Here is a 21990-nt window from a genome sequence, read left to right as displayed (position 1 = left end):
CGTGGTGTGCGGTGTCGGGCCCGGCGTCGGCCTGAGGCTTCCGGCCAGGATAGGCGGACCCCGCGGTGGGAGAATGAGGGCGGGTGATCCCCTGACTCTTTCCGGAGGTGGATCATGGGCGAGGCACGTGAGGTCATGGACCGGCTGACCGACGCGGTCACCACGCACGCCGATCTGAAGGTCATCAGCGAGCTGTACGCCGAGGACGCGGTCGCCTTCACGCCCGACGAGGGTGAGCTGCGCGGGCGCGACAGCATCGTCGAGTACTGGCGGGCGATGACGGAGGCGGTCCCCGAGGCGACGTTCCAGTCGCTGCACTCCTACGAGGTCGGTGACACGGCCATCGACGAGGGGATCTTCAGCGGGCGGAACACCGGGCCGCTGGAGCTGCCCAACGGGGAGACGCTGCCCCCGACGCAGAAGGAGATCAGGATCCGCGGGGTGGACATCGCCACGGTGAAGGACGGCCGGATCGTCGACTACCGCCTGTACTTCGACGAGATGGACTTCCTGGGGCAGCTGGGGCTGCTGCCCGACGAGCCGTTCTGAGTCTCCGGCCGGTCGGTTTCCCAGGACCGGTCGGTTTCCCGGGACCGGTCAGTTTCCTCGCGGGGCGTACATGATCACTGCCATGCCGGCGAGGCAGACGAGTGCGCCCGTGATGTCCCAGCGGTCCGGGCGGTAGCCGTCCGCGACCACGCCCCACAGGATCGAACCGGCGACGAAGATCCCGCCGTACGCGGCGAGGACGCGGCCGAAGTGGGCGTCGGGCTGGAACGTCGCGACGAAGCCGTACGCGCCGAGCGCGAGGACGCCGCCGGCCGCCCACAGCCAGCCCCTGCTCTCGCGCACGCCCTGCCAGACCAGCCACGCGCCGCCGATCTCCAGCAGGGCGGCGAGGACGAAGAGGGCGGCGGAACGCACGATCTGCATGCGGGGTGGGGTTCCTGAGCTGAGGTGTCACCTGTTGGAGGGCGCCTGGGGGGGGCTCCGCGTGGGATTCATGGGGGCCCCGGTGGTGGTTGTTCCGGCGGTGTGAGGAGCGGGCGGGATGGGGGGAGTGCGGGGCCGACGGTACGGTTGAAGGGTAAACAACCTGGAGGGTGAGCGACCATGCAGTTCGGGATCTTCAGCGTCGGCGACGTCACGCCCGACCCGACCACCGGCCGGACGCCGACCGAACGCGAGCGCATCAAGGCCATGGTCGCCATCGCACTGAAGGCCGAGGAGGCCGGGCTCGACGTCTTCGCCACCGGCGAGCACCACAACCCGCCGTTCGTGCCGTCGTCCCCGACCACCCTGCTCGGCCACATCGCCGCCCGCACGGAGCGGCTGATCCTCTCCACGGCCACCACCCTCATCACCACCAACGACCCGGTGAAGATCGCCGAGGACTTCGCGATGCTCCAGCACCTGGCCGACGGCCGGGTGGATCTGATGCTGGGCCGCGGCAACACCGCCCCCGTCTACCCCTGGTTCGGCCAGGACATCCGGCAGGGCATCCCGCTCGCGATCGAGAACTACGCCCTCCTCCACCGGCTCTGGCGCGAGGAGGCCGTCGACTGGGAGGGGAAGTTCCGTACGCCGTTGCAGGGCTTCACCGCCACGCCCCGCCCGCTGGACGGCGTACCGCCGTTCGTCTGGCACGGGTCGATCCGCTCGCCGGAGATCGCCGAGCAGGCCGCGTACTACGGCGACGGCTTCTTCCACAACAACATCTTCTGGCCGGCCGAGCACACCCGGCGCATGGTCGAGCTGTACCGGACGCGGTACGCGCACCACGGGCACGGCACGCCCGAGCAGGCGATCGTCGGGCTCGGCGGGCACGTGTTCATGCGGCGGAACTCGCAGGACGCCGTCCGCGAGTTCCGGCCGTACTTCGACGTCGCGCCGGTGTACGGGCACGGGCCGTCGCTGGAGGACTTCATGGCGCAGACGCCGCTGACCGTCGGCTCCCCGCAGCAGGTGATCGAGAAGACGCTGGCCTTCCGTGACTACGCCGACGACTACCAGCGCCAGCTGTTCCTGGTCGACCACGCCGGGCTGCCGCTGAAGACCGTGCTGGAGCAGATCGACCTGCTGGGCGAGGAGGTCGTACCGGTGCTGCGCAAGGAGTTCGCCGAGGGCCGCCCGGACCACGTGCCGGACGCCCCGACCCACGCGGCCCGGCTCGCCGCGGCCCGAGGGTTCTGAGCCGTTTCCGCCTGGGCGAGCGCGAGTGCGCCTACGCCGAATTCGCCCAAGGCTTGCACAGCGCACGGTGCCCACCGCATGCGACGTGGGCACCGTGCGTGACCGCTAACCGCGGGTGAACCTCGCTCACCTGCGGTTTCAGCCCCAGATGTCGTACTGCTGGAAACCCGTGCCGACCGAGACGCGTGTCGCGAAGATCTCGGTGGTCGCCTTCCCGGTGCCCTTGTAGAGGTAGAGCGTGCCGCCGGAGGTGCGGGCCAGGAAGTCGGCATTGCCGTCACCGCTGATGTCGCCGACCGCGTCGAAGGCGTTGTAGCCGGTCCAGGCGCTGCGCACCTTGATCCGGGAGGAGAAGGCCTCGGAGCCGGCCTTGCCGGTGCCCTTGTACAGGTACAGGTCGCCGGTGCTGGACTGGCGGGCGAGCAGGTCGGCCCTGCCGTCACCGGTGAAGTCGCCGTGGCCGCGCACGGAGTTGTACTGGTTCCAGCCCGTGCGGACCGAGAAGCGGGAGCCGAAGGTGCCGTTGCCCTTGCCCGGGTAGATCCACAGGGTCCCGCCGGAGTCCACCGACAGGATGTCGGGAAGGTAGTCGCCGGTGACGTCGCCCGGCGTGATGATCCGGGTGCGGGTCGTCCAGCCGGTGAAGATCTTCGTGTCGGCCCATGAGCCGCCCGTACGGGCGCTGTTGAGCACGAAGTGCTTCCAGTACACGTCACCGGTGGAGCTGACCCGGTAGACCAGGTCCTGGAAGCCGTCCCGGTTGAGGTCCGTCTGGAGGACCAGGTTGACGCCGCCCCAGTTGCCCCAGGAGGCCCGGGCGCCGAAGGAGCTGCCGCTGGAGTCCTTCTCGTAGCCGGTCTTCGTGGAGGACTCCCGGACGAAGATGTCGGCCTTGCCGTCGATCTTGTTGTTGAAGGTGCTCAGGTTCGTGTCGTCGATCTGGCGGTATGCGGAGCCGACGTAGAAGCTGGTCTTGGTGAAGACGCTGTACTTGTCCTGCTTCGCGCAGTCGGTGTAGTAGCCCCAGGAGGCCACGCCGGCGATCCTGCCGCCCACCACGAGCGGGCCGCCCCAGTCGCCGTCGCAGATCGCGCTGGTGCCGGTGTCGCTCCCGGTCTGGGTGCCCGCGCAGACCATGCGCCCCGCGACGAAGCTCGTGTCGTAGGTGCTGGAGCAGGTGCTGTCGGACTGCACGGTCAGCGTGGCCGCCTGCAACGTCTGGGAGGCGTCCTGGCTGGTGGAGCTGGTTCGGCCCCAGCCGTAGACCTTGGCCTGGGTGCCGGCGGCGTACGAGGCGGTGTCGCCGGAGGTGACCATGCGGATCGGCGTGGCCTTGACCGGGACGGTCAGGGTGAGCAGGCCGAGGTCGTCCTGGTTCTTCCCCGCCTCCCTGTCCACCGGGTCGTATCCCGGCTGCCACCACTGGCGCTGCACGGCCGTGGCCTGCCCGCCGTGCAGGTCCGTGGCGCCGGTGGAGTCGGTGGTGGGCAGCTGGTCGGTACCCGTGACGACGGCGCCGTAGGTCCGCCAGTCGTAGTCCCGGTTGTCGTTCCTGAGGCAGCGTGCGGCGGTGAGGATCTTCGTCGGCGCCACGACCGCGCCGCCGCAGAAGAGGTTCACGTCGTCGCTGGTCTCGGGGGTGCCCCGGTCGTTGTGGTACCAGAGCTGGGCCATCCACGGGGCCGTGCTGATGGTGGTATCGCTGCCACCGATGACCATCGGTTCGACGCTCGGCGTGTCCGAAGGGGAGCTCGGCGACGACTTCTCGGGCTTCCGGCCCGCGGTGTCCTCGGCGGCGAGGGCACCCGCGATGCGCTTCTCCAGGGTGGCGAGCGAGGGCGAGCCGATGGCCGGCTCGGCCGTCGGGGCCGACGCGGCGGTGGCCGCGCCGGCGGAGGAGGTCATCACCGCGGCGGCGACGGCCGCGGCGACGCCGGCGGCGGCGAGGGGCAGGGCGATGCGTATCCGGCGTCTGTGGCGGCCGCGGGACGGTGTCGTGGTCAAGGAGTCCCCCCAGAGGAACATGAGACGGGAGGGACGCGCGCCGCGTCCCGTCCGTCTCAGCGCCAAAGGGCCGACCTCCGTCACTGATGACGGAGGTCGGCCGGTTCCGGTCGACCGGAGGGGGGCGGGCTTCGATGGAGGAGAACGGGAACCCGCGTGTCGATGAGCCGTCTCCGGGAACGGTGAGAGGACGGCTGTGGTTGCGTGCCCCCTGGTGAGAGGGCAGTAAGAAGGAGGCTCCGGCGCAGCTCATCCGGTCCGGCGGACCCGGCGGCGGGGCACACTGGACGCGTGTCCCAAACAGTGCTGCTCGCCGAAGACGACCGCGCCATCCGCAACGCCCTGGAGCGCGCCCTGACCCTGGAGGGTTACCAGGTCATGGCGGTCGCCGACGGTGTCGAGGCACTGGCGCAGGCCCACCGCCACCGTCCCGACGTCCTCGTCCTGGACGTGATGATGCCCGGCATCGACGGGCTCCAGGTGTGCCGCGTGCTGCGCGCCGAGGGTGACCGGACGCCGATCCTGATGCTGACCGCCCTCGTGGAGACCGCCGACCGGATCGCCGGCCTGGACGCGGGTGCCGACGACTACGTGGTGAAGCCCTTCGACGTGGAGGAGGTCTTCGCCCGGCTGCGCGCCCTGCTGCGCCGCACCAGCCCGGTGAGCGTCGGCGGCGCACCCGCGGCCGAGGCGCCCCGGCCGGTCCCCGAGCGGTTCATCGAGGCGGCCGGCATCCGCATGGACCCGCAGGCGCGCCGGGCCTGGCGGGGCGCCCGCGAGCTGGAGCTGACCCGCACCGAGTTCGAACTGCTGGAGCTGCTGGTCCGCAACGCGGGCATCGTCCTCGACCACTCGACGATCTACGACCGTATCTGGGGCTACGACTTCGGCCCCGGCTCGAAGAACCTCGCCGTCTACGTCGGCTATCTGCGGCGCAAGCTCGACGAGCCGGACGCGCCGCAGCTGATCCACACCGTGCGTGGCGTGGGTTACGTGCTGCGGGAGGACTGAGTGGGCCGCCTCGGCCGGATGCTGGGCGGGCGGCGGCTGAAGCTGGTCTCGCTGCGCACCACGTTCGCCGTGTCGTTCGCGGCGGTGACGGCGGCCGTGACGATCCTGGTCGGCATCCTGTCGTACAGCGCGGCGGCCCGGCTGGTGCGGGTGGACCAGCAGACCGTGTTCGACGAGGTCGTGCAGGACCTGCGTGACGAGGTGCGGCAGAACCACATGACGCCCGGCGACTTCTCGTCCGCCGCGCCGGGCCACGACCTGGTCCGGCCCGCCCGGACGGATGTGCAGGTACTCGGGCCGGACGGCCATGTCGTCGACCCGGGCAGCCCCGGGCTGCCGGTCACCGGCGCCGACGTACGGATCGCCGGGGCCGTGACGTCCGGGCGGGTGGCCGAGCACAAGGACGTCGACGTGGGCGACGACGTCTACCGCGTCGCGACCGTCTCCCTCGGCGGCGGCCGGGGCGCGGTGCAGGTCGCGCAGGAGTTCAGCGATGTCGAGGACCTGCTGCGGGCGCTGCAGCGGCGGACGCTGCTGCTGATGGCGGCCGTGGTGATCGCCGCCGGCCTGTTCGGCTGGTGGCTGGCCCGGCGGATCACGCGCCGCCTGGTCGTCCTGACCGACGCCGCCGAGGACGTCGCCCGCACGCGCCGGCTCGGCATCCAGGTGCCCGTCGCCGGGCACGACGAGGTGGGCCGGCTGGGCCGGGCCTTCGACCGCATGCTGGGGCGGCTCGCCCAGTCCGAGGAGGACCAGCGCCGCCTGGTCCAGGACGCGGGCCATGAGCTCCGTACGCCGCTGACCTCCCTGCGGACGAACATCTCCCTGCTCCGCCGGATCGACGAACTCCCGCCCCGGACCCGTGAGGAACTGGTCGCCGATCTCGGCCAGGAGGCCCGCGAGCTGACCGACCTGGTCAACGAGCTCGTCGACCTCGCGGCCGGGCAGTCCGACACCGAGCCGCCGCAGCGGGTGGACGTCGCCGACATCGCGGAGGAGGTGGCGGGCCTGGCCCGGCGCCGCAGCGGCCGGCGGATCCTGCTCCGCGCGAGCGGCGACACCACCACCGACGGGCGGCCCGGGATGCTGACCCGGGCGCTGTCCAACCTCGTCGAGAACGCGGTGAAGTTCGACCAGGGCGGCACGACCCCCATCGAGATCGTCGTCGCCGGGCCCGCCCGCCCGGGCACGATCCGCGTCGAGGTCCTCGACCGCGGCCCGGGCATCGCCGACAAGGATCTCGACCGCATCTTCGACCGCTTCTACCGCGCCGCCGACGCCCGCTCCCTGCCGGGCTCGGGCCTGGGCCTGTCCATCGTCCGCGAGGTGGCGCTCGCACACGGGGGGGCACCGTTCGCGTTCCGCCGGGACGGGGGCGGGACGGTGATCGGGTTCACGGTGGGCGGGGGGCTGGAGTGACCCGGGCCGGCTCCGCGCCTACGTGTGTCGGGCGCCACGGAGTCTGCCCCTGCCCGGCACCTTCCTCATTGACCAGACACAGGAAGCCCGGCGGCGGGTCGGGACAGCGCTTGCAAGCCAGGCGGGCTGTGTGCCGGGCCAGGGCCCGGGACGAGGGGGAGCGGGCCGGCGAGCAGGTGCGTGAGTGACGTGCGCACCCCGGGAAGAACCGGCTGATCAGTCCTTGAGGGCGAAGAACCGCATCGGGGAGTTCGCCTCGAAGCCGATGCGCGGGTACACGGGCGCTCCGGCGGCGGTGGCGTGCAGGGTCGCCCGGGTCAGTCCGGTGGCCCGGCCACCCTCGTACAGGGCCTTCCGCGTCACCGCTTCCCCGTACCCCCGGCGCTCCCACGCCGGATCGGTCGCGACGAGCAGCACGAAGAGGCGGCCGTCGGCCTCGACGGTGGCGGCGCAGGTGACGGGAGTGCCGTCGGCGCGCACGCCCAGGTAGGCGTACACCCGGCTCTTCCACAGCGAGGAGCGGCCGAGACCGTCACGGCCGTCCTCCAACGGGAAGCCGTAGGCACGGGAGTTGAGGTCGGCGAAGGCGCGCAGCTGATCGTCCGTCGTCACGCGTACGAACGTCAGGTCGGGGTGGGCGGGTTCGGGCAGGGGCAGCAGATCCCCCGCCATGCCCGTCCCGGCGAAGGCGTGCACCAGCCCGGCTCGCTCGGCGGCGTCCCCGAGCCCCGCGCGTGCCTCGTCGTCCAGCAGATCCTCGAAGACCCACAGAAAACCGGGGTGCTTCTTCGCCCGCATGACCTCCACGACCTCGTCCAGCCGCTGCTTCAGCAGCCCGGCGGTGGTGCCGGGTTCGGTCAGCGTGACGCAGTTCCAGAAGGCGAACCGGCAGTCGGCCCAGCGGACGGCGACCCCCGGCAGATCGCGGACGTCCGCCTGCGGATCCCGGTCGAGCACCATGACCCGCCACACCGTGGCGAGCTGCTCCACCGATTCGATCGAGTCCGTGAGACCGCGCATGACCATTCCCCCCAAGTCGGCAGTAGTGCACGGGAGTTGCCCCGCCCCGTACACCTATACACGTACTGCCCTTCCCGGGGCCGGCTCATCCCGCCCCCGGGGAACAGGGGCGGTCAGACATCTGCCCGGACGAAGACCGGCTTGAGGTGTTTCTCCGTCAGTGCGGCCGGGAGGTCCTCCCAGTCGATGACGTGGGAGACGACCCGTTCGGGGGCGACCTTGCCGGAGGCGGCGAGTGCGAGGGCGTCGGGGATGTGGGCACGTACGTTGTCGCGGGCGACGCGCAGGGTGACACCGGTGAGGTACATGTCGAGCAGGGGCAGCTCGCCGGGGCGGAAGTGGTTGCCCGCGCTCTCGCAGATCCCCTCCGGGGTGAGGCACTTGACGGCCAGGCCGAGCTGGTCGACACGGCCGGTGGCCTCCACGGCGATGTCGAAGCCCTGCGGGACCGCATCCAGCGTCTCGGCGGTAGCTGCCCCGAACGCGCGGGCCAGTTCGCGGTGTTCGGGGGCGGGGTCGACGTAGAGCACCCCGGAGGCGCCGAGCGCGCGGGCGATGTCGCACACGTAGAGGCCGATGCTGCCGCGGGCGACGACCAGCACCCGTGCTCCGGGCCGGACCTCCAGGTGCGGTGCGACCAGGCGCCAGGCCAGGGACCAGTTGTCGCTGGCCGAGGCCATGGCGATCGGGTCGAGGCCGGTGGGCAGGGGTACGAGCATGGCGTCGGCGTAGGGCACGCGGACCAGGTCGGAGAAGAGCCCGCCCCAGGTGCCGCCGATCGGCGCGCCGTACATCGCCATGTAGGGCACGGCGGTGCAGTGCGCGGTCAACCCGGCCCGGCAGCGGTCGCAGTCGCCGCAGTTGACGGACCACGGGACGACCACCAGATCGCCGGGCGCGACGGCGGTGACGGCGTCGCCGGTCTCCACGACCCGGGCGACGCACTCGTGGCCGAGGGCGAAGGGCGGCTCGATGAAGCCGTGCCCGGCGAGGATGGCGGAGTCGACGTCACACGGGGTGGCGGCCACCGGCGCGACGATCGCCTCGCCGTCCGACTGGATCCTGGGGTCGGGTGCTTCTCGCCATGCGACGGTGCGCTTGGCGACGTAGGTCAGTTCACGCATCGGTGTGCTGCCCCTTCGCCAGTGCCACGAGATCGGCGTACCGGACGACGGAGCCGCCCGCGCCCCAGGTGCCGTCGGGCTGTTCGTGCACCAGCACCCACACCCGCAGCGTGTCGTCCGGGCCGAGGCCGGCGGCGCCCAGTACGGTCTTCGTCGCCTCCTCGACCAGCCCCGCCTTGCGGCGCTCGGACAGGGCGCCCTGCGGGACGACGACCTCCACCAGGAAGCGCGGTTCGTCGTCCCCGGCGGTGGTCTGGGCGCCCTCGGGCAGTTCGACGAGGTAGCTCCATGCCTGAGCGCGGAAGAAGGCGGTGTCGGGCGCGCCCTCCCAGCGCAGCAGCACGGCGGCCAGGTCGCGCTGGACGTTCGTGCGCCCCTGATCGGTGAGAGCACCGGTCGGGACGGTCAGCATGATCATCGGCATGGCAGCTCCTCGAATCGCCGGCAGCCACTGTTCGCCGACGGGCTCTGTCTATAACAGTCGTTATAACGAGTGGACACAGTAGACTATGACGGCCGTTATAGCCAGAGGGGATGTGCACAAGTGGCCGAGCGAAGTGCGCCGTCGCGTGAGCGGATCGTGGCCGGGGCCGCCGACATGATCAGTCGGCGCGGTCTGAGCGCCACGAGCATCCGGGAGATGGCCAGGCACGCCAAGGCGCCGCTCGGCTCGACCTATCACTACTTCCCCGAGGGCAAGCAGCAACTGGCCACCGAAGCCGTCCGGTACACCGGCGAGTGGGTCGCCCGCAGCCTTCGCAAGGAGCTTCAGGCAGGGCCGGTCGAAGGACTGCGGGCGTTCCTCGCCCTGTGGCGCAAGATCGTCGTCGAGAGCGACTTCCACGCCGGTTGCCCTGTGTTGGCCGTGGCCATCGAGGAGCCCCCGACCGACGAGATCCCGCCTGCTGTGGCTGCCGCGGCAGAGGTGTTCGCCCAGTGGGAGGCCCTGCTTGCCGCCTCGCTGCGGGAGCGCGGCACCGAGGCGGAACAGGCCGCGCAGCTCGCGACGCTCGTCGTGGCGGCCGTCGAGGGCACGGTCGCCATGTGCCGCGCCAAACGCAGCGCACAGCCGCTCGACGACACCGCCGAGCAGTTGCAGGCACTCGTCGCCGGCGCGATCAAGCGCTGACCCGCCAAAGCGTACGGACCCGGGTCACACGCCGAGTGCGGCGCGGACGGCCTCGGCCTTCTCCTCGGTGAACACGCCGGTGTCGAGGAGGGAGAGGACGGACAGCACGCCGCCGCGCGATCCCCAGCTGCCCTCGTCGATCACGGGGAAGGTGACCCACCAGGCCGGCGACGGCTCGGCGAGGCCGCAGGCTTCGGTCATCGCGGCCAGGACGCGTTCGATGACCTCGGCCCGCACCTCCTGGCGCCAGTTCCCGTCCATCACCGTCACGTCGATCACCATGACGTCGGCGCCCGGGCCGGTGTCCGCGAGGAGCCGTCCGCCGATGGCCATCATGTCGGCCGCACGCTCGACGAAGTGCACCTGGAACCCGGCCCGGGCAGCCGGGCCGACGAGAAGGGCCGTCCCGAGAAATCGACCCCCCACACAAACAAGGGCGGAGCCTCAAGCTCCGCCCCACCCCCGGAAGTCTCCGCTCAGGGCCAGACAAGGCAATACGGCTGATGCCCCGCCTCATGCAGCCGATGCGAGAAGTCCTGCCACTCGTGCAGCAGTTGGTACACATTGAACGCGTCCCGGGGCCCGCCCCGGTCCGGGACCGTCGACCAGATGAAGGCTGCCGCGCCCACCGCCTCCTCGCCGATGCCCCGCAGGGGGTCGACGACGGTCATCGGGAGTTTGACCACCGCGTAGTCGGGGTGCAGGACGACCAGTTCCAGCGGCGGCACCTTGTGCAGGGGGACGCCCTCGATGCCCGTGAGGACCATCGCCGCCATGGTCTCCGGCTTGATCTTCGTGAACATGCCGTTCATGCCGAGCTCGTCGCCGCCGAGTTCCTCGGGGCGCATCGAGATCGGGACGCGGGCCGCGGTCGCGCCGTCGGGCGCGCCGAAGTACTTGTACGTCACCCCCACCCGACCACCATTCCTGCTCCCCGTCCGAAGATCGTCCATCCGGCGTTCAGTACGGCGGTCGAGCCGGTCCGGTTCACTCGGCAGCCCCTGCGTCTGACGTGCTTCCTGCGTGTCCTCCGCTTCGCGCCGGTGCCTTCCCCGCCGGGCACGTCGAGGACCCAGGTCATCAGTCCCCTCGCCCAGTCCGCCACCGCGATGCATATCTCCACCCGACTGCTTTTCTAGGACGCGTCGCCCCCGCCGCGCAACCCGATCATCGTGTCAGTGACCTCCCCCGCGGTCGCTCGCCGAAACGTGCGCCGAAACATCTGCCCGCGGGATCTTCGCAGCCTCCGACCACTCCTGGCCGTTTGAGCTGTGTGTATCACGCCCCAGTCTCGCAGACGACAGAGGTTCGGCGACCGGTTGCAGGGCTCTGTCCTACCCTGAACAGGTCACACGCACCCGGATCCCGACGGCGTCGGAGAAGGTCGGAGAAGTCGCAGGTCATGAGCGAACTGGCATATCCGTATGAAGCACCGGCCTCGCAGGCTCTGTTCGACCGTGCGGCGGCCGTCACACCCGGTGGCGTCAACTCGCCGGTGCGGGCCTTCCGCGCCGTCGGCGGCACACCGCGGTTCATGGTGTCCGGCAAGGGGCCGTATCTGACCGATGCCGACGGGCGGGAGTACGTCGACCTCGTGTGCTCCTGGGGGCCCATGATCCTCGGGCACTCGCACCCCGAGGTCATCGCCGCCGTGCAGGACGCCGTCGCCCGCGGTACGTCCTTCGGCACGCCCGGTGAGGGCGAGGTCGCGCTCGCCGAGGAGATCGTCGCCCGCGTGGAGCCGGTCGAGCAGGTGCGGCTCGTGTCCAGCGGGACCGAGGCGACCATGTCCGCGATCCGCCTCGCGCGCGGGTTCACGCGGCGCAGCAAGGTGATCAAGTTCGCCGGGTGCTACCACGGGCACGTCGACTCGCTGCTCGCCGCCGCCGGCAGTGGTGTCGCGACCTTCGCGCTGCCCGACACCCCCGGCGTCACCGGTGCCCAGGCCGGCGACACCATCGTCCTGCCGTACAACGACCTCGACGCCGTGCGCGCCGCCTTCGCCGCCCACCCCGGCGAGATCGCCTGCGTGATCACCGAGGCCTCCCCGGGGAACATGGGCGTCGTCCCGCCCGCGGCCGGCTTCAACCAGGGCCTGAAGGACCTGTGCGCCGAGAACGGCGCCCTCTACATCTCCGACGAGGTCATGACCGGGTTCCGGACCAGCCGGGCCGGGTGGTACGGGGTCGACGGGGTCCGGCCCGACCTCATGACCTTCGGCAAGGTCATGGGCGGCGGCTTCCCCGCGGCGGCCTTCGGCGGGCGCGCGGACGTGATGGCGCACCTCGCCCCGGCCGGGCCCGTCTACCAGGCCGGCACCCTGTCCGGGAACCCCGTCGCCACCGCGGCCGGGCTCGCCCAGCTGCGCCTCCTCGACGACGCCGCCTACGACAAGGTCGACACCGTGTCGCAGCAGATCCGGGGGCTCGTCACCGAGGCGCTGACCAAGGAGGGTGTCGCGCACACGCTGCAGAACGCCTCCAACATGTTCTCCGTGTTCTTCACCGACCGGCCCGTGCGGAACTACGAGGACGCCAAGACGCAGGAGTCCTTCCGCTTCACCGCCTTCTTCCACTCGCTGCTCGCGGACGGTGTCTACCTGCCGCCGTCGTCCTTCGAGTCCTGGTTCGTCTCCACCGCGCACGACGAGCGGGCCGTGCAGCGGATCGCCGACGCCCTCCCGGCTGCGGCCCGAGCTGCCGCGGAGGCCACGGCATGAGCAACGAGACGACCCACGACACGGACGGCGACCTCACCGTCGTCCACGTCATGCGGCACGGGGAGGTCGCCAACCCGGACGGCATCCTCTACGGGCGGCTGCCCGGCTACCACCTCTCCGAGCTGGGCCGGCGCATGGCCGACCGGGTCGCCGAGCACCTGGCGTCCCGCGATGTGACCTACGTCGTGGCCTCGCCGCTGGAGCGGGCGCAGGAGACGGCGGAGCCGATCGCCAAGGCGCACGGGCTGGACCTCGCCACCGACGAGCGGCTGATCGAGGCCGGCAACATCTTCCAGGGCAAGACGTTCGGCGTCGGGGACGGGGCGCTGCGCCAGCCCGGCAACTGGAGGCACCTGGTCAATCCGTTCCGGCCGTCCTGGGGCGAGCCGTACGTCGACCAGGTCGTGCGGATGATGAACGCGCTGAGCGCCGCGAAGGACCGGGCCCGGGGCCACGAGGCCGTCGTGGTCAGCCACCAGCTGCCGATCTGGATCGTCCGGTCGTACGTCGAGCGGCGGCGGCTCTGGCACGACCCGCGCAAGCGGCAGTGCACGCTCGCCTCGCTGACGACCTTCACGTACCGGGGCGACAGGATCGTTTCCGTCGGCTACTCCGAGCCGGCCCGCGATCTCGTCCCGGCGCATCTCCTCGCCGGCGCCAAGCCGGTGAAGGGCAAGGCCAAGGCGTTCGGCGCGTAAGCCCTTTCTGTTCGCATCTGACGGCCTCGTTACGGAATCTGCAAATATCGACGGAACCTCCCCGTTCATCACCACCTCTGACTGGGTGACCACCAGAGAACGTGATGAACGGGGATGCCATGCGCCCTTACTCCCGCAGGGGAATGCTCTCGATCGGCGCGGGGGCCGCGGCCGCCGTCTCGCTCGCCGGGTGCGGCGGACTCACCGGGTCGGACGACTCCGGCCATGCCGATGGTTCCGGGGACTCCGCGCAGGGCGGGTCGAAGCCGAAGCCCGCCGCCCGGCCCATCGGCGACGGCTCCACCGCCTACACCGGCAAGCAGCCCCACCAGCCCGCGAAGCCCGAGCCGCTGGAGCCGGGACAGACCCCGCCGCAGTTCGTGGTGTTCTCCTGGGACGGCGCGGGCGAGGTCGGCAACGGGCTCTTCGCGCGCTTCCTGGACCTCGCCAAGGAGCACGGCGCGAGCATGACCTTCTTCCTGTCCGGGCTGTATCTGCTGCCCGAGTCGAAGAAGCGCCTGTACGACCCGCCGAACAACCCGCGCGGCGCCTCCGACATCGGTTACCTCACCGACGAGCACGTCAAGGAGACGCTGAAGAACGTCCGCCGGGCCTGGCTGGAGGGCCACGAGATCGGCACGCACTTCAACGGGCACTTCTGCGGCGAGACCTACGGCTCGGTCAAGAACTGGACGCCCCGGCAGTGGCGCAGCGAGATCGACCAGGCGAAGTCCTTCGTGAAGGAGTGGCGCACCAACACCGGCTGGAAGGACCTGCCGCCGCTGCCGTTCGACTACGACAAGGAGCTGGTCGGCGGCCGTACGCCCTGTCTGCTCGGCCAGGACAACCTGCTGCCCACCGCCCGCGAGCTGGGCTGGCGCTACGACGCCTCCTCGCCCGGCGGCCGTCAGGTCTGGCCGGTCAAGCGGCAGGGGATCTGGGACCTGCCGTTGCAGCAGATACCTTTCCCCGGCCGGGGCTTCGAGGTGCTCTCCATGGACTACAACATGCTGGCGAACCAGTCGATCAGCACCACGAAGGCACCCGCGCACAACTACCCGGGCTGGCGGCAGCAGTCGGCCCAGGCGTACATCCAGGGATTCAAGCGGGCATACGAGACGAATCGGGCGCCTCTCTTCATCGGTAACCACTTCGAGCAGTGGAACGGCGGCATCTACATGGACGCCGTGGAGGAGGCCTTCAAGCACATGGCGCGGGAGAAGGACAAGGGCGCGGATGTGCGCCTCGTCTCCTTCCGGCAGTTCGTCGACTGGCTGGACGTGCAGAAGCCCGAGGTGCTCGAAAAGCTCCGCACGCTGGAGGTCGGGCAGCAACCGGCCGGTGGGTGGAAGGGGTTCGTGGAGAAGACGCCGGGAGGTGCCGGTACGCCCTCCCGAAACGCCGCCTGAAATGCGGTTTTCCGCCCGCAAGGGGGGTGGGCGAGAGCCCCGGAACGGACATGCGAAACTTTTCACATGAGTGCCGCCAGCCGCGCCCCCCAGCGTTCGAACCGCTCGATCCGCACGGCCCCCTCGACCCGGGTACGTCGCCGCGCCGCCCTGACCGCCGGCGCCGCCGTGGCCGCGCTGCTCGTCACCGCGTGCGGCTCCGGCGGCACCTCCGGCGGGGGCGGCAACACCAACTTCGTCACCGGCACCGACGGCATCGCCACGGTCGCCGAGGGCGAGCGCACCCCGGCCCCCGACCTGTCCGGCAAGACCATCGCCGGCAAGACCCTCGACGTCGCCGACTACAAGGGCAAGGTCGTCGTCCTCAACGTGTGGGGGTCCTGGTGCAACCCCTGCCGCGCCGAGGCCAAGTACTTCGCGAAGGTCTCCAAGGAGTACGCCGGCAAGGGCGTGCAGTTCGTCGGCATCAACACCCGCGACACCTCCACCGGCGCGGCGCTCGCCTTCGAGAAGGACTGGGGCATCACCTACCCCAGCCTCTACGACCCGACCGGCAAGCTGCTGCTGCGCTTCGACAAGGGCACCCTCAACCCGCAGGCCATCCCCTCCACCCTGATCCTCGACCGGGACGGCAAGATCGCGGCCCGCTCGCTGTCCGCGCTCAGTGAGGAACGGCTGCTGAAGATGCTCAAGCCGGTCGTCGCCGAGAAGTGAGCGGAGTAGTGACGTGAGCGCGCTCACCCTCGCCGCGGTCGCGGACCCCAACGGCACGGTGCTCAACGGCGCCCTGCTGGTGGCCCTGCCCATCGCCCTGCTCGGCGGACTCGTCTCCTTCTTCTCGCCCTGCGTGCTGCCGCTCGTACCCGGCTACCTCTCCTATGTCACCGGAGTCAGCGGCACCGACCTGGCCGAGGCCCGGCGCGGCCGGATGGTCGCCGGGGCCTCGCTGTTCGTGCTCGGCTTCACGGCCGTCTTCGTCTCCGGCGGGGCCTTCTTCGGATACTTCGGCCAGACGCTCCAGGCGGAGCGGGACGTGCTCTCCAAGGTGCTGGGCGTCTTCATGATCCTCATGGGCGTCTTCTTCATGGGCCTGATGCCCTGGCTGACCCAGCGCGAGTTCCGTTTCCACCGGAAGCCGGCCGCCGGTCTCGTCGGCGCCCCCGTGCTCGGCGCGCTGTTCGGCATCGGCTGGACGCCCTGCATCGGCCCGACGCTGGCCGCCGTCCAGACCCTCGCCCTGAACCAGGGCAGCGCGGGTCGCGGGGCGGTGCTGACCATCGCGTACTGTCTGGGCCTGGGCGTGCCGTTCGTGCTCGCCGCGGTCGCCTTCCGCAAGGCCCTCGGCGCCTTCGGGTGGATCAAGCGCCACTACGTCTGGGTGATGCGGATCGGCGGCACCATGATGATCGTGACCGGTCTGCTGCTGCTGACCGGCGCCTGGGACCGCATCGTGCAGGAGATGCAGGTCTGGTCCGACGGCTTCACTGTGGGGATCTGATCGATGAGCAAGACCACCGCCTCCGACCCGGCCCCGACCGCCGCCGAGGACCAGGAGCTGGGTGACGCCGGCTCCCAGCTGTCCACCGCCCCCACCGAGGACGCGCCCAACCTGCCCTCCCTGGGCGTCATCGGCTGGGCCCGCTGGTTCTGGCGGCAGCTGACCTCCATGCGGGTCGCGCTGCTGCTGCTCCTGCTGCTCTCCCTCGGCGCGATCCCCGGCTCGCTCATCCCGCAGTCCGGCCAGGACGAGACGAAGGTCGCCGACTTCCGCAAGGCCAACCCGACCCTCGGGGACCTCTACGACAAGCTCGGCCTGTTCCACGTCTACAGCTCGGTGTGGTTCTCCGCGGTCTACATCCTGCTGTTCATCTCCCTCATCGGCTGCATCGTCCCCCGCACCTGGCAGTTCGTGGGCCAGCTGCGCGGCCGTCCGCCCCGCGCGCCCAGCCGGCTGAACCGGCTGCCCGCCCACACCACCTGGCGCACCACGGCCGAACCCGAGCAGGTCCACGGCGCCGCCCTGGCCCTGCTGAAGAAGCGCCGCTTCCGCGCCCACCTCGCCGGTGACGCCGTCGCCGCCGAGAAGGGCTACCTGCGCGAACTGGGCAACCTCGCCTTCCACATCGCCCTCATCGTGCTGCTGGTCGCCTTCGCCTGGGGCCAGCTGTACAAGTCCGAGGGCAACAAGCTGGTCGTCGAGGGCGACGGCTTCTCCAACACGCTCACCCAGTACGACGACTTCAAGTCCGGCAGCCTCTTCACCTCCGACGACCTGGTGCCGTTCAGCTTCAACCTGAAGAAGTTCACCGGCACCTACGAGCGCAGCGGCCCCAACAAGGGCACCCCGCGCGTCTACCAGGCCGACCTCACCTACAGCGACGGTCCCTACGGCAAGGACGAGAAGACCACCGTCAGGGTCAACCACCCGCTGCAGATCGGCGACGCCAAGGTCTACCTCGTCAGCCACGGCTACGCCCCGGTCATCACCGTCCGCGACGGCAAGGGCAACGTCGTCTACGAGGACGCCGTACCGCTGCTGCCGCTCGACGCCAACGTCACCTCCTCCGGCGCCATCAAGGTCCTCGACGGCTACCGCAACCCCGAGGGCAAGAAGGAACAGCTCGGCTTCAACGCGTTCTTCGTGCCGACCTTCGGCGGCGCCGCCAGCGGCACGATGCTGTCGCAGTTCCCCGCGCTGGACCATCCGGTGCTCGCGCTGTCCGCCTACCACGGCGACCTGGGGGCCGACTCCGGCATCCCGCAGAGCGTGTACCAGATGGACAAGACCAACATGAAGGAGTTCAAGGACTCCAAGGGCAAGCTGTTCAAGAAGCTGCTGCGCCCCGGCGAGACCATGAAGCTCCCGAACGGCGCCGGTTCGGTCACCTTCGGCAAGGACGTCAAGGAGTGGGCCGGCTTCCAGGTCGTCCAGGAGCCCGGCGGCGGCTGGGCCCTCGCCGGGGCCCTCGTGGCCATCGGCGGCCTCGCCGCCTCCCTGTTCATCCAGCGCCGCCGCGTCTGGGTGCGCGCCGTCCGGGGCGCCGACGGCGTCACCGTCGTGGAGATGGCGGGCCTCGGCCGCAGCGAGTCCGCCAAGGTCCCCGAGGAACTCGGCGAGCTCGCCGGGATCCTCTACGACCGGACACCGGCCGCGCCCGGTCCCGACGACCCCGCAGATTCCCCCGACACCGACCAGGAGCCGGGCACCGAAACCCCCGTACCTGCCGAAGGGGCTGAGAAGTGACTCTCGCCGCCGCCACCAACGAAAACCTCGCGAACATCAGCAATGTGCTGATCTACTCCGCGATGGCCGTCTACACCCTGGCGTTCTTCGCGTACATCGCCGAATGGCTCTTCGGCAGCCGCAGCAAGGTCGCCCGGACCGCCGCCGCGCTCACCGCCGGGAAGGCCGAGGCGAAGAAGGCGCCCGCCGTCACCGTGAACCAGGCCGGTGGCACCGCCGTCCTGGAGCGGCCCAAGGTCACCGTGCGGGCCGGGGCCGGCCGGCGGGACGTGCCGGACGGGCCCGGGGCGCACGGCGGTGACGAACAGGGCGACCTGTACGGCCGGATCGCCATCTCCCTCACCGTGCTCGCCTTCCTGATCGAGCTGGGCGGCGTCGTCGCCCGCGCGGCCTCGGTGGAGCGGGCCCCGTGGGGCAACATGTACGAGTTCAACATCACGTTCTCCACGGTCGCCGTCGGCGTGTACCTCGGGCTGCTGGCGCTGAAGAAGAACGTGCGCTGGCTCGGCCTGTTCCTGATCACCTCGGTGCTGCTGGACCTGGGCCTCGCGGTGACGGTCCTCTACACCGCCAGCGACCAGCTGGTCCCGGCCCTGCACTCGTACTGGCTGTACATCCACGTCTCCACGGCGATCTTCTGCGGCGCGGTCTTCTACGTCGGCGCGGTCGGCACGATCCTGTACCTCTTCAAGGACTCCTACGAGAACAAGCTCGCGAGCGGCGGCACGCCCGGCACGTTCGCGACGTCCGTCCTGGAGCGGCTGCCCTCCTCCGCCTCCCTCGACAAGTTCTCCTACCGCGTCAACGCCGCCGTCTTCCCGCTGTGGACGTTCACGATCATCGCGGGCGCCATCTGGGCCGGTGACGCCTGGGGCCGCTACTGGGGCTGGGACCCGAAGGAGACCTGGTCCTTCATCACCTGGGTCGCCTACGCCTGCTACCTGCACGCCCGCGCCACCGCCGGCTGGAAGGGCCGCAAGGCCGCCTACCTGGCCCTGATCGCCTTCGGCTGCTGGCTGTTCAACTACTACGGCGTGAACATCTTCGTCTCCGGCAAGCACTCCTACGCGGGCGTGTAGCACTCCTAGCCCTGGCGGGCGACGCTCGTGATCATCTCCCGCAGCCGGGTCGCGTACAGGGACAGGTTCTTGTGCGCGATGTCGGTGTCCGGATAGCGGCATGCCAACCACAGGCCCTCATGAAGCCTGTTGACCCAGACGCAGACCCGGTCGCCGTACGACACCCTGATCAGTCCGTAGAACTTCAGTTCGGCCCACCGTTCGGAGCCGGGGACGTCCCGGGCGTCGAGGAAGGACACCAGGGAGTACAGGTCGGGGGACGTGGGGCGGAAGTCCGTTCCGAGCAGCCGGAGCACCCGCTCGAGGGGCGTGCGGGCCAGCCGCCGGTTGGCGTGCAGCGCGGCGCGTGCGTTCTCCAGCGTTCCATGGAAGTCACGGTTCTGCGCCAGCGGGATCTCGACCGGGGCCCCGCCGACATACCATCCCACCGAGTCCGACCACCGGGACGTCGCCCGGGTGTGGAACGGCACGACGGTGTTGAAGACGGGCTCCCCGCCGATCTCATGGACGATGAGCGCGGTGGCCGCCAGCACCCCGACCAGGCTGCCGCCGTAGGGACGGCAGTGCGCCTCGAACGCGGCGGCGTCCTCGGCGTCCACCAGCGGCTCGCACAGCGCCCTCTGCGGGGGCAGTTCGCCGTCGGCGCCCAGGCCCAGATCGACGGGGAAGTTCGGCAGCTGCCCCTCGCAGTTCTTGATGAACTCCTGCCAGCGGGCCACGATGTCATGGCTTTCGTCGATCTCGTCCGCGTCCGCCCGTTCGGCCTGGCAGAAGTCGACGTAGCTGGCGACCGGTTCCTGCTCCAGGGGGCGACCCGCCGCGGCCGCCGCATGGAGCTCGTGGAGGGCGACGGGGATGTTCTGGAGCGAGTAGGCGTCGACGTTGCTGTGGTCGAAGGCCATGTACACGCTGGTGCTGTCGTCCCGGACGACCGCCGCGTAGATGAAGTTGGGCCACCGCAGTGCGTCCGCCACGGTGTCGAACCGGCTCTGGAGATGCGCGGCCAGCGCCGTCTCGTCCGTGAAGTCGCCGATCTCCTCCCGGTGCAGGCGTACGTCCTCGCTGTCGAGCGTGAACCGGACGAGCTCGTCGTCGTGGGGCCCGGACCACGTGAAGCCGCTGCGCAGCGTCTCGTGCCGCAGCGTCCAGGCGCGCAGTGCCTCCTGGAGGACGTCCAGGTCCACCCGGTCCGGGAAATCGAAGCACGCGCCGATCCAGGTCGGTACGAACAGCCCGTCCTCACGCACGGACCGGGAGGTTCTGAGGTGTGACTCCTGGATGTAGGCCGGCGGCCTGGAGTCCTTCGGCAGGCTCTTCGCCGTCGCGGCCGCCGCCGGATCGAGCGTCCACTCCACGAGGCGCCCGGGCCGGATCTCACAGTGTCGGATGTCCGTCAAACGCACGAGGCGACTCCGATCGCCTAGGGGAACGTACCGATCAGGTTTGCCGTGGGGGTGCGCGGCCCACACCGGATGGCGCGACTATTCAATGGAACGGAGGGCATCCGCGGCGGTGAACGCTCCGGACGGCGCCCGGGGACATCCGTCTCAGTCGCCGATGTCCTCGCTCCACAGTTCCGGGCGCTCGATGACGAAGCCGCGCATCAGTTCGACGCACTCGGCGTCGTCCAGCAGGACGATCTCCACGCCGTGTCGAGCCAGCCAGTCGTGCCCGCCCTGGAAGGTGATCGCCTCGCCGATCAGCACCCGGGAGATGCCGAACTGCCGGACCAGTCCGCAGCAGTACCAGCACGGCGACAGGGTGGTCACCATCGTCGTACCCCGGTACGACCGTTGCCGTCCCGCCGCCCGGAAGGCTGCTGTCTCGGCGTGCATCGCGGGGTCGCCGTCCTGGACGCGCCGGTTGTGGCCGCGGCCGAGGAGGGTGCCGTCGGGGCCGTACAGCGCGGCACCGACGGGGATGCCGCCCTCCGAGAGGCCGGTGCGGGCCTCCTCGACGGCGGTGGCGAGCCATGCGCGGGCCTGTTCCTGGTCCATGGCCTCATCCCTCACCTGTCCGAGCCGCACCGCAAACCTGTCCCGGTCATCCGCGCGTGCGGCGGACGTGGTGCCGGGCCGGACGAACGGTCATGGGCGCCGCCCGCGGCGGCCGTCGTCACGCGGGTGAGGGGCCCGGCCCGTCCGCCGGCGATCGAGGCGCCGTCCCGGCCGCGGTGAGCCGGTCGAGGTGGACGTGGAGGGCACCCGCGCCTTCGATCATGGCCCTGCTCCGAGCCGTCAGCGCCTGACCACGCGCCGCTACGGCCGCCCGCAGTGCCGCACTGCTGCCCTCGCGCCGCAGCCCCTGAAGCACCGGACGGATCTGGTCGAAGAGATAGTGACTGCGGCGCAGCGTGTGCACCAGCCGGGCGTCACGCACATCGGCGGGTTCGTAGACGCGGTACCCCGTGCCGCGCTCGCGCCCCGGCGTGAGCAGCCCGGCCTCCTCCCACACCCGTAGCGCGGACGTCCGTACGCCCAGCAGGGCGGCCACCTCCCCGATGCGCAGTCCGCCGGAACGCGGCAGCGGGGCGGGCGGCTCGGCCGCCAGCAGTTCCAGGGCCTCGCTCGCGGCCCGCAGGGAGACCCGCTCCTCGTGCAGGGCGGCGTGCGCGGCGTCGACCAGGGCGAGCGCGCCCGGGACGTCGTCGTCATGCAGGGCGCGCATGATCTCCGTCGCCTTCACCGGCCCGTACCCCCGCATCAGGGCGCGGTACGCCAGCAGCGCGGTGCGATGCACCTCCCCGAAGACGCGGTAGCCGGACGCGGTCCGCGCGGCGGGCGGCAGCACACCGGCGTCCTCGTAGTTGCGGATCTGCTGCGTCGAGACACCGGCCAGCCGGGCGAGGTCGACGGGACGGAGACGGCGTTCGTTGGACATCGATTTGAAGGTTACGGCAGAGAAGCCGACCTCAATGCCTGCAAAGTCTCAACATCGCACT

General features: G+C 70.7%; 22 protein-coding genes. 12 read left to right on the top strand and 10 right to left on the bottom strand.

Annotated elements, in window-relative coordinates; genetic code table 11:
- Positions 1-114 precede the first annotated feature (114 nt).
- The gene (locus AC07F0_RS35225) at positions 115-549 is read left to right on the top strand and encodes an ester cyclase (protein WP_436730042.1); all 435 of its coding nucleotides are present in this window, start codon (positions 115-117) and stop codon (positions 547-549) included.
- 48 nt (positions 550-597) lie between these two features.
- On the opposite strand, the gene AC07F0_RS35220 is transcribed toward AC07F0_RS35225, so the two are convergent.
- The gene (locus tag AC07F0_RS35220) at positions 598-933 is read right to left on the bottom strand and encodes a YnfA family protein (protein WP_355845452.1); all 336 of its coding nucleotides are present in this window, start codon (positions 931-933) and stop codon (positions 598-600) included.
- A gap of 180 nt (positions 934-1113) precedes the next feature.
- Between AC07F0_RS35220 and AC07F0_RS35215 the strand changes: the two genes are divergently transcribed.
- Entirely contained in the window at positions 1114-2193 is a 1080-nt protein-coding gene (locus AC07F0_RS35215; protein WP_478983989.1) for an LLM class flavin-dependent oxidoreductase, read from the top strand.
- A 138-nt stretch (positions 2194-2331) separates the two neighbouring features.
- Here AC07F0_RS35215 and AC07F0_RS35210 read toward each other — a convergent pair whose 3' ends face one another.
- Positions 2332-4218, bottom strand: a complete 1887-nt coding sequence (locus AC07F0_RS35210; protein WP_478983988.1) for a trypsin-like serine protease — start codon at positions 4216-4218, stop codon at positions 2332-2334.
- 270 nt (positions 4219-4488) lie between these two features.
- On the opposite strand from AC07F0_RS35210, the gene AC07F0_RS35205 reads away from it, so the two are divergent.
- The gene (locus tag AC07F0_RS35205; protein ID WP_436730045.1) at positions 4489-5208 is read left to right on the top strand and encodes a response regulator transcription factor; all 720 of its coding nucleotides are present in this window, start codon (positions 4489-4491) and stop codon (positions 5206-5208) included.
- Between the two features lie 18 nt (positions 5209-5226).
- Positions 5227-6627 (top strand): HAMP domain-containing sensor histidine kinase, encoded by a 1401-nt coding sequence (locus tag AC07F0_RS35200; RefSeq protein ID WP_478984025.1) that lies wholly within the window; start codon positions 5227-5229, stop codon positions 6625-6627.
- A gap of 216 nt (positions 6628-6843) precedes the next feature.
- On the opposite strand, the gene AC07F0_RS35195 is transcribed toward AC07F0_RS35200, so the two are convergent.
- From AC07F0_RS35195 to AC07F0_RS35185, 3 genes are all read right to left on the bottom strand, one after another.
- Positions 6844-7647 (bottom strand): GNAT family N-acetyltransferase, encoded by an 804-nt coding sequence (locus tag AC07F0_RS35195; RefSeq protein WP_478983987.1) that lies wholly within the window; start codon positions 7645-7647, stop codon positions 6844-6846.
- 113 nt (positions 7648-7760) lie between these two features.
- Complete coding sequence (locus AC07F0_RS35190; protein WP_478983986.1) at positions 7761-8771, bottom strand: zinc-dependent alcohol dehydrogenase; 1011 nt, start codon at positions 8769-8771, stop codon at positions 7761-7763.
- Complete coding sequence (locus tag AC07F0_RS35185) at positions 8764-9195, bottom strand: tautomerase family protein (protein ID WP_478983985.1); 432 nt, start codon at positions 9193-9195, stop codon at positions 8764-8766. The genes AC07F0_RS35190 and AC07F0_RS35185 overlap by 8 nt, the downstream gene beginning before the upstream one ends.
- Before the next feature lie 120 nt (positions 9196-9315).
- Between AC07F0_RS35185 and AC07F0_RS35180 the strand changes: the two genes are divergently transcribed.
- Complete coding sequence (locus AC07F0_RS35180; protein ID WP_478983984.1) at positions 9316-9900, top strand: TetR/AcrR family transcriptional regulator; 585 nt, start codon at positions 9316-9318, stop codon at positions 9898-9900.
- A 24-nt stretch (positions 9901-9924) separates the two neighbouring features.
- Here AC07F0_RS35180 and AC07F0_RS35175 read toward each other — a convergent pair whose 3' ends face one another.
- Positions 9925-10326, bottom strand: a complete 402-nt coding sequence (locus AC07F0_RS35175) for a tautomerase enzyme (protein WP_478983983.1) — start codon at positions 10324-10326, stop codon at positions 9925-9927.
- Between the two features lie 50 nt (positions 10327-10376).
- Positions 10377-10814 carry a hypothetical protein gene (locus tag AC07F0_RS35170; RefSeq protein ID WP_003974483.1) on the bottom strand — a complete coding sequence of 146 codons (438 nt, stop codon included), beginning with the start codon at positions 10812-10814 and terminating at the stop codon, positions 10377-10379.
- A 488-nt stretch (positions 10815-11302) separates the two neighbouring features.
- Between AC07F0_RS35170 and hemL the strand changes: the two genes are divergently transcribed.
- The 7 genes from hemL to ccsB all read left to right on the top strand — a co-directional run bounded on the left by hemL (position 11303) and on the right by ccsB (position 19049).
- Positions 11303-12619: a glutamate-1-semialdehyde 2,1-aminomutase gene (gene hemL, locus AC07F0_RS35165; protein WP_478983982.1), complete on the top strand. Its 1317-nt coding sequence runs from the start codon at positions 11303-11305 to the stop codon at positions 12617-12619.
- Complete coding sequence (locus AC07F0_RS35160) at positions 12616-13317, top strand: histidine phosphatase family protein (protein ID WP_478983981.1); 702 nt, start codon at positions 12616-12618, stop codon at positions 13315-13317. Before hemL ends, AC07F0_RS35160 begins: the two co-directional genes overlap by 4 nt.
- A 119-nt stretch (positions 13318-13436) precedes the next feature.
- A complete protein-coding gene (locus tag AC07F0_RS35155; protein ID WP_478983980.1) occupies positions 13437-14726 on the top strand; it encodes a polysaccharide deacetylase family protein in 1290 nt (429 codons plus the stop codon).
- A 66-nt stretch (positions 14727-14792) separates the two neighbouring features.
- On the top strand, positions 14793-15440 hold the full coding sequence (locus tag AC07F0_RS35150) for a TlpA family protein disulfide reductase (protein ID WP_436727751.1): 648 nt from the start codon (positions 14793-14795) through the stop codon (positions 15438-15440).
- Positions 15441-15453: 13 nt separating this feature from the next.
- Positions 15454-16224 (top strand): cytochrome c biogenesis CcdA family protein, encoded by a 771-nt coding sequence (locus tag AC07F0_RS35145; protein ID WP_436727750.1) that lies wholly within the window; start codon positions 15454-15456, stop codon positions 16222-16224.
- Positions 16225-16227: 3 nt separating this feature from the next.
- Positions 16228-17970, top strand: a complete 1743-nt coding sequence (gene resB / locus AC07F0_RS35140) for a cytochrome c biogenesis protein ResB (protein ID WP_478983979.1) — start codon at positions 16228-16230, stop codon at positions 17968-17970.
- Positions 17967-19049 (top strand): c-type cytochrome biogenesis protein CcsB, encoded by a 1083-nt coding sequence (gene ccsB / locus AC07F0_RS35135; RefSeq protein ID WP_478983978.1) that lies wholly within the window; start codon positions 17967-17969, stop codon positions 19047-19049. Before resB ends, ccsB begins: the two co-directional genes overlap by 4 nt.
- A gap of 5 nt (positions 19050-19054) precedes the next feature.
- On the opposite strand, the gene AC07F0_RS35130 is transcribed toward ccsB, so the two are convergent.
- From AC07F0_RS35130 to AC07F0_RS35120, 3 genes are all read right to left on the bottom strand, one after another.
- Positions 19055-20452 (bottom strand): condensation domain-containing protein, encoded by a 1398-nt coding sequence (locus AC07F0_RS35130; RefSeq protein WP_478983977.1) that lies wholly within the window; start codon positions 20450-20452, stop codon positions 19055-19057.
- A 144-nt stretch (positions 20453-20596) separates the two neighbouring features.
- The gene (locus AC07F0_RS35125; protein ID WP_478983976.1) at positions 20597-21046 is read right to left on the bottom strand and encodes a nucleoside deaminase; all 450 of its coding nucleotides are present in this window, start codon (positions 21044-21046) and stop codon (positions 20597-20599) included.
- A 118-nt stretch (positions 21047-21164) separates the two neighbouring features.
- A complete protein-coding gene (locus tag AC07F0_RS35120; RefSeq protein ID WP_478983975.1) occupies positions 21165-21929 on the bottom strand; it encodes a MerR family transcriptional regulator in 765 nt (254 codons plus the stop codon).
- Positions 21930-21990: the final 61 nt, after the last annotated feature.

The organism is Streptomyces sp. NPDC045955 (assembly GCF_056430805.1).
Note: the sequence above shows the minus strand (reverse complement) of the source record. Positions and strands in the feature narration are given on the sequence as shown.

Bases quoted from the DNA above. Each gene is read 5' to 3' on its own strand.
- AC07F0_RS35225 (WP_436730042.1), top strand. From the start codon at position 115: ATGGGCGAGGCACGTGAGGTCATGGACCGGCTGACCGACGCGGTCACC.
- AC07F0_RS35220 (WP_355845452.1), bottom strand. From the start codon at position 933: ATGCAGATCGTGCGTTCCGCCGCCCTCTTCGTCCTCGCCGCCCTGCTG.
- AC07F0_RS35215 (WP_478983989.1), top strand. From the start codon at position 1,114: ATGCAGTTCGGGATCTTCAGCGTCGGCGACGTCACGCCCGACCCGACC.
- AC07F0_RS35210 (WP_478983988.1), bottom strand. From the start codon at position 4,218: ATGTTCCTCTGGGGGGACTCCTTGACCACGACACCGTCCCGCGGCCGC.
- AC07F0_RS35200 (WP_478984025.1), top strand. From the start codon at position 5,227: ATGCTGGGCGGGCGGCGGCTGAAGCTGGTCTCGCTGCGCACCACGTTC.
- AC07F0_RS35195 (WP_478983987.1), bottom strand. From the start codon at position 7,647: ATGCGCGGTCTCACGGACTCGATCGAATCGGTGGAGCAGCTCGCCACG.
- AC07F0_RS35190 (WP_478983986.1), bottom strand. From the start codon at position 8,771: ATGCGTGAACTGACCTACGTCGCCAAGCGCACCGTCGCATGGCGAGAA.
- AC07F0_RS35185 (WP_478983985.1), bottom strand. From the start codon at position 9,195: ATGCCGATGATCATGCTGACCGTCCCGACCGGTGCTCTCACCGATCAG.
- hemL (WP_478983982.1), top strand. From the start codon at position 11,303: ATGAGCGAACTGGCATATCCGTATGAAGCACCGGCCTCGCAGGCTCTG.
- AC07F0_RS35160 (WP_478983981.1), top strand. From the start codon at position 12,616: ATGAGCAACGAGACGACCCACGACACGGACGGCGACCTCACCGTCGTC.
- AC07F0_RS35155 (WP_478983980.1), top strand. From the start codon at position 13,437: ATGCGCCCTTACTCCCGCAGGGGAATGCTCTCGATCGGCGCGGGGGCC.
- AC07F0_RS35150 (WP_436727751.1), top strand. From the start codon at position 14,793: ATGAGTGCCGCCAGCCGCGCCCCCCAGCGTTCGAACCGCTCGATCCGC.
- resB (WP_478983979.1), top strand. From the start codon at position 16,228: ATGAGCAAGACCACCGCCTCCGACCCGGCCCCGACCGCCGCCGAGGAC.
- AC07F0_RS35125 (WP_478983976.1), bottom strand. From the start codon at position 21,046: ATGGACCAGGAACAGGCCCGCGCATGGCTCGCCACCGCCGTCGAGGAG.
- AC07F0_RS35120 (WP_478983975.1), bottom strand. From the start codon at position 21,929: ATGTCCAACGAACGCCGTCTCCGTCCCGTCGACCTCGCCCGGCTGGCC.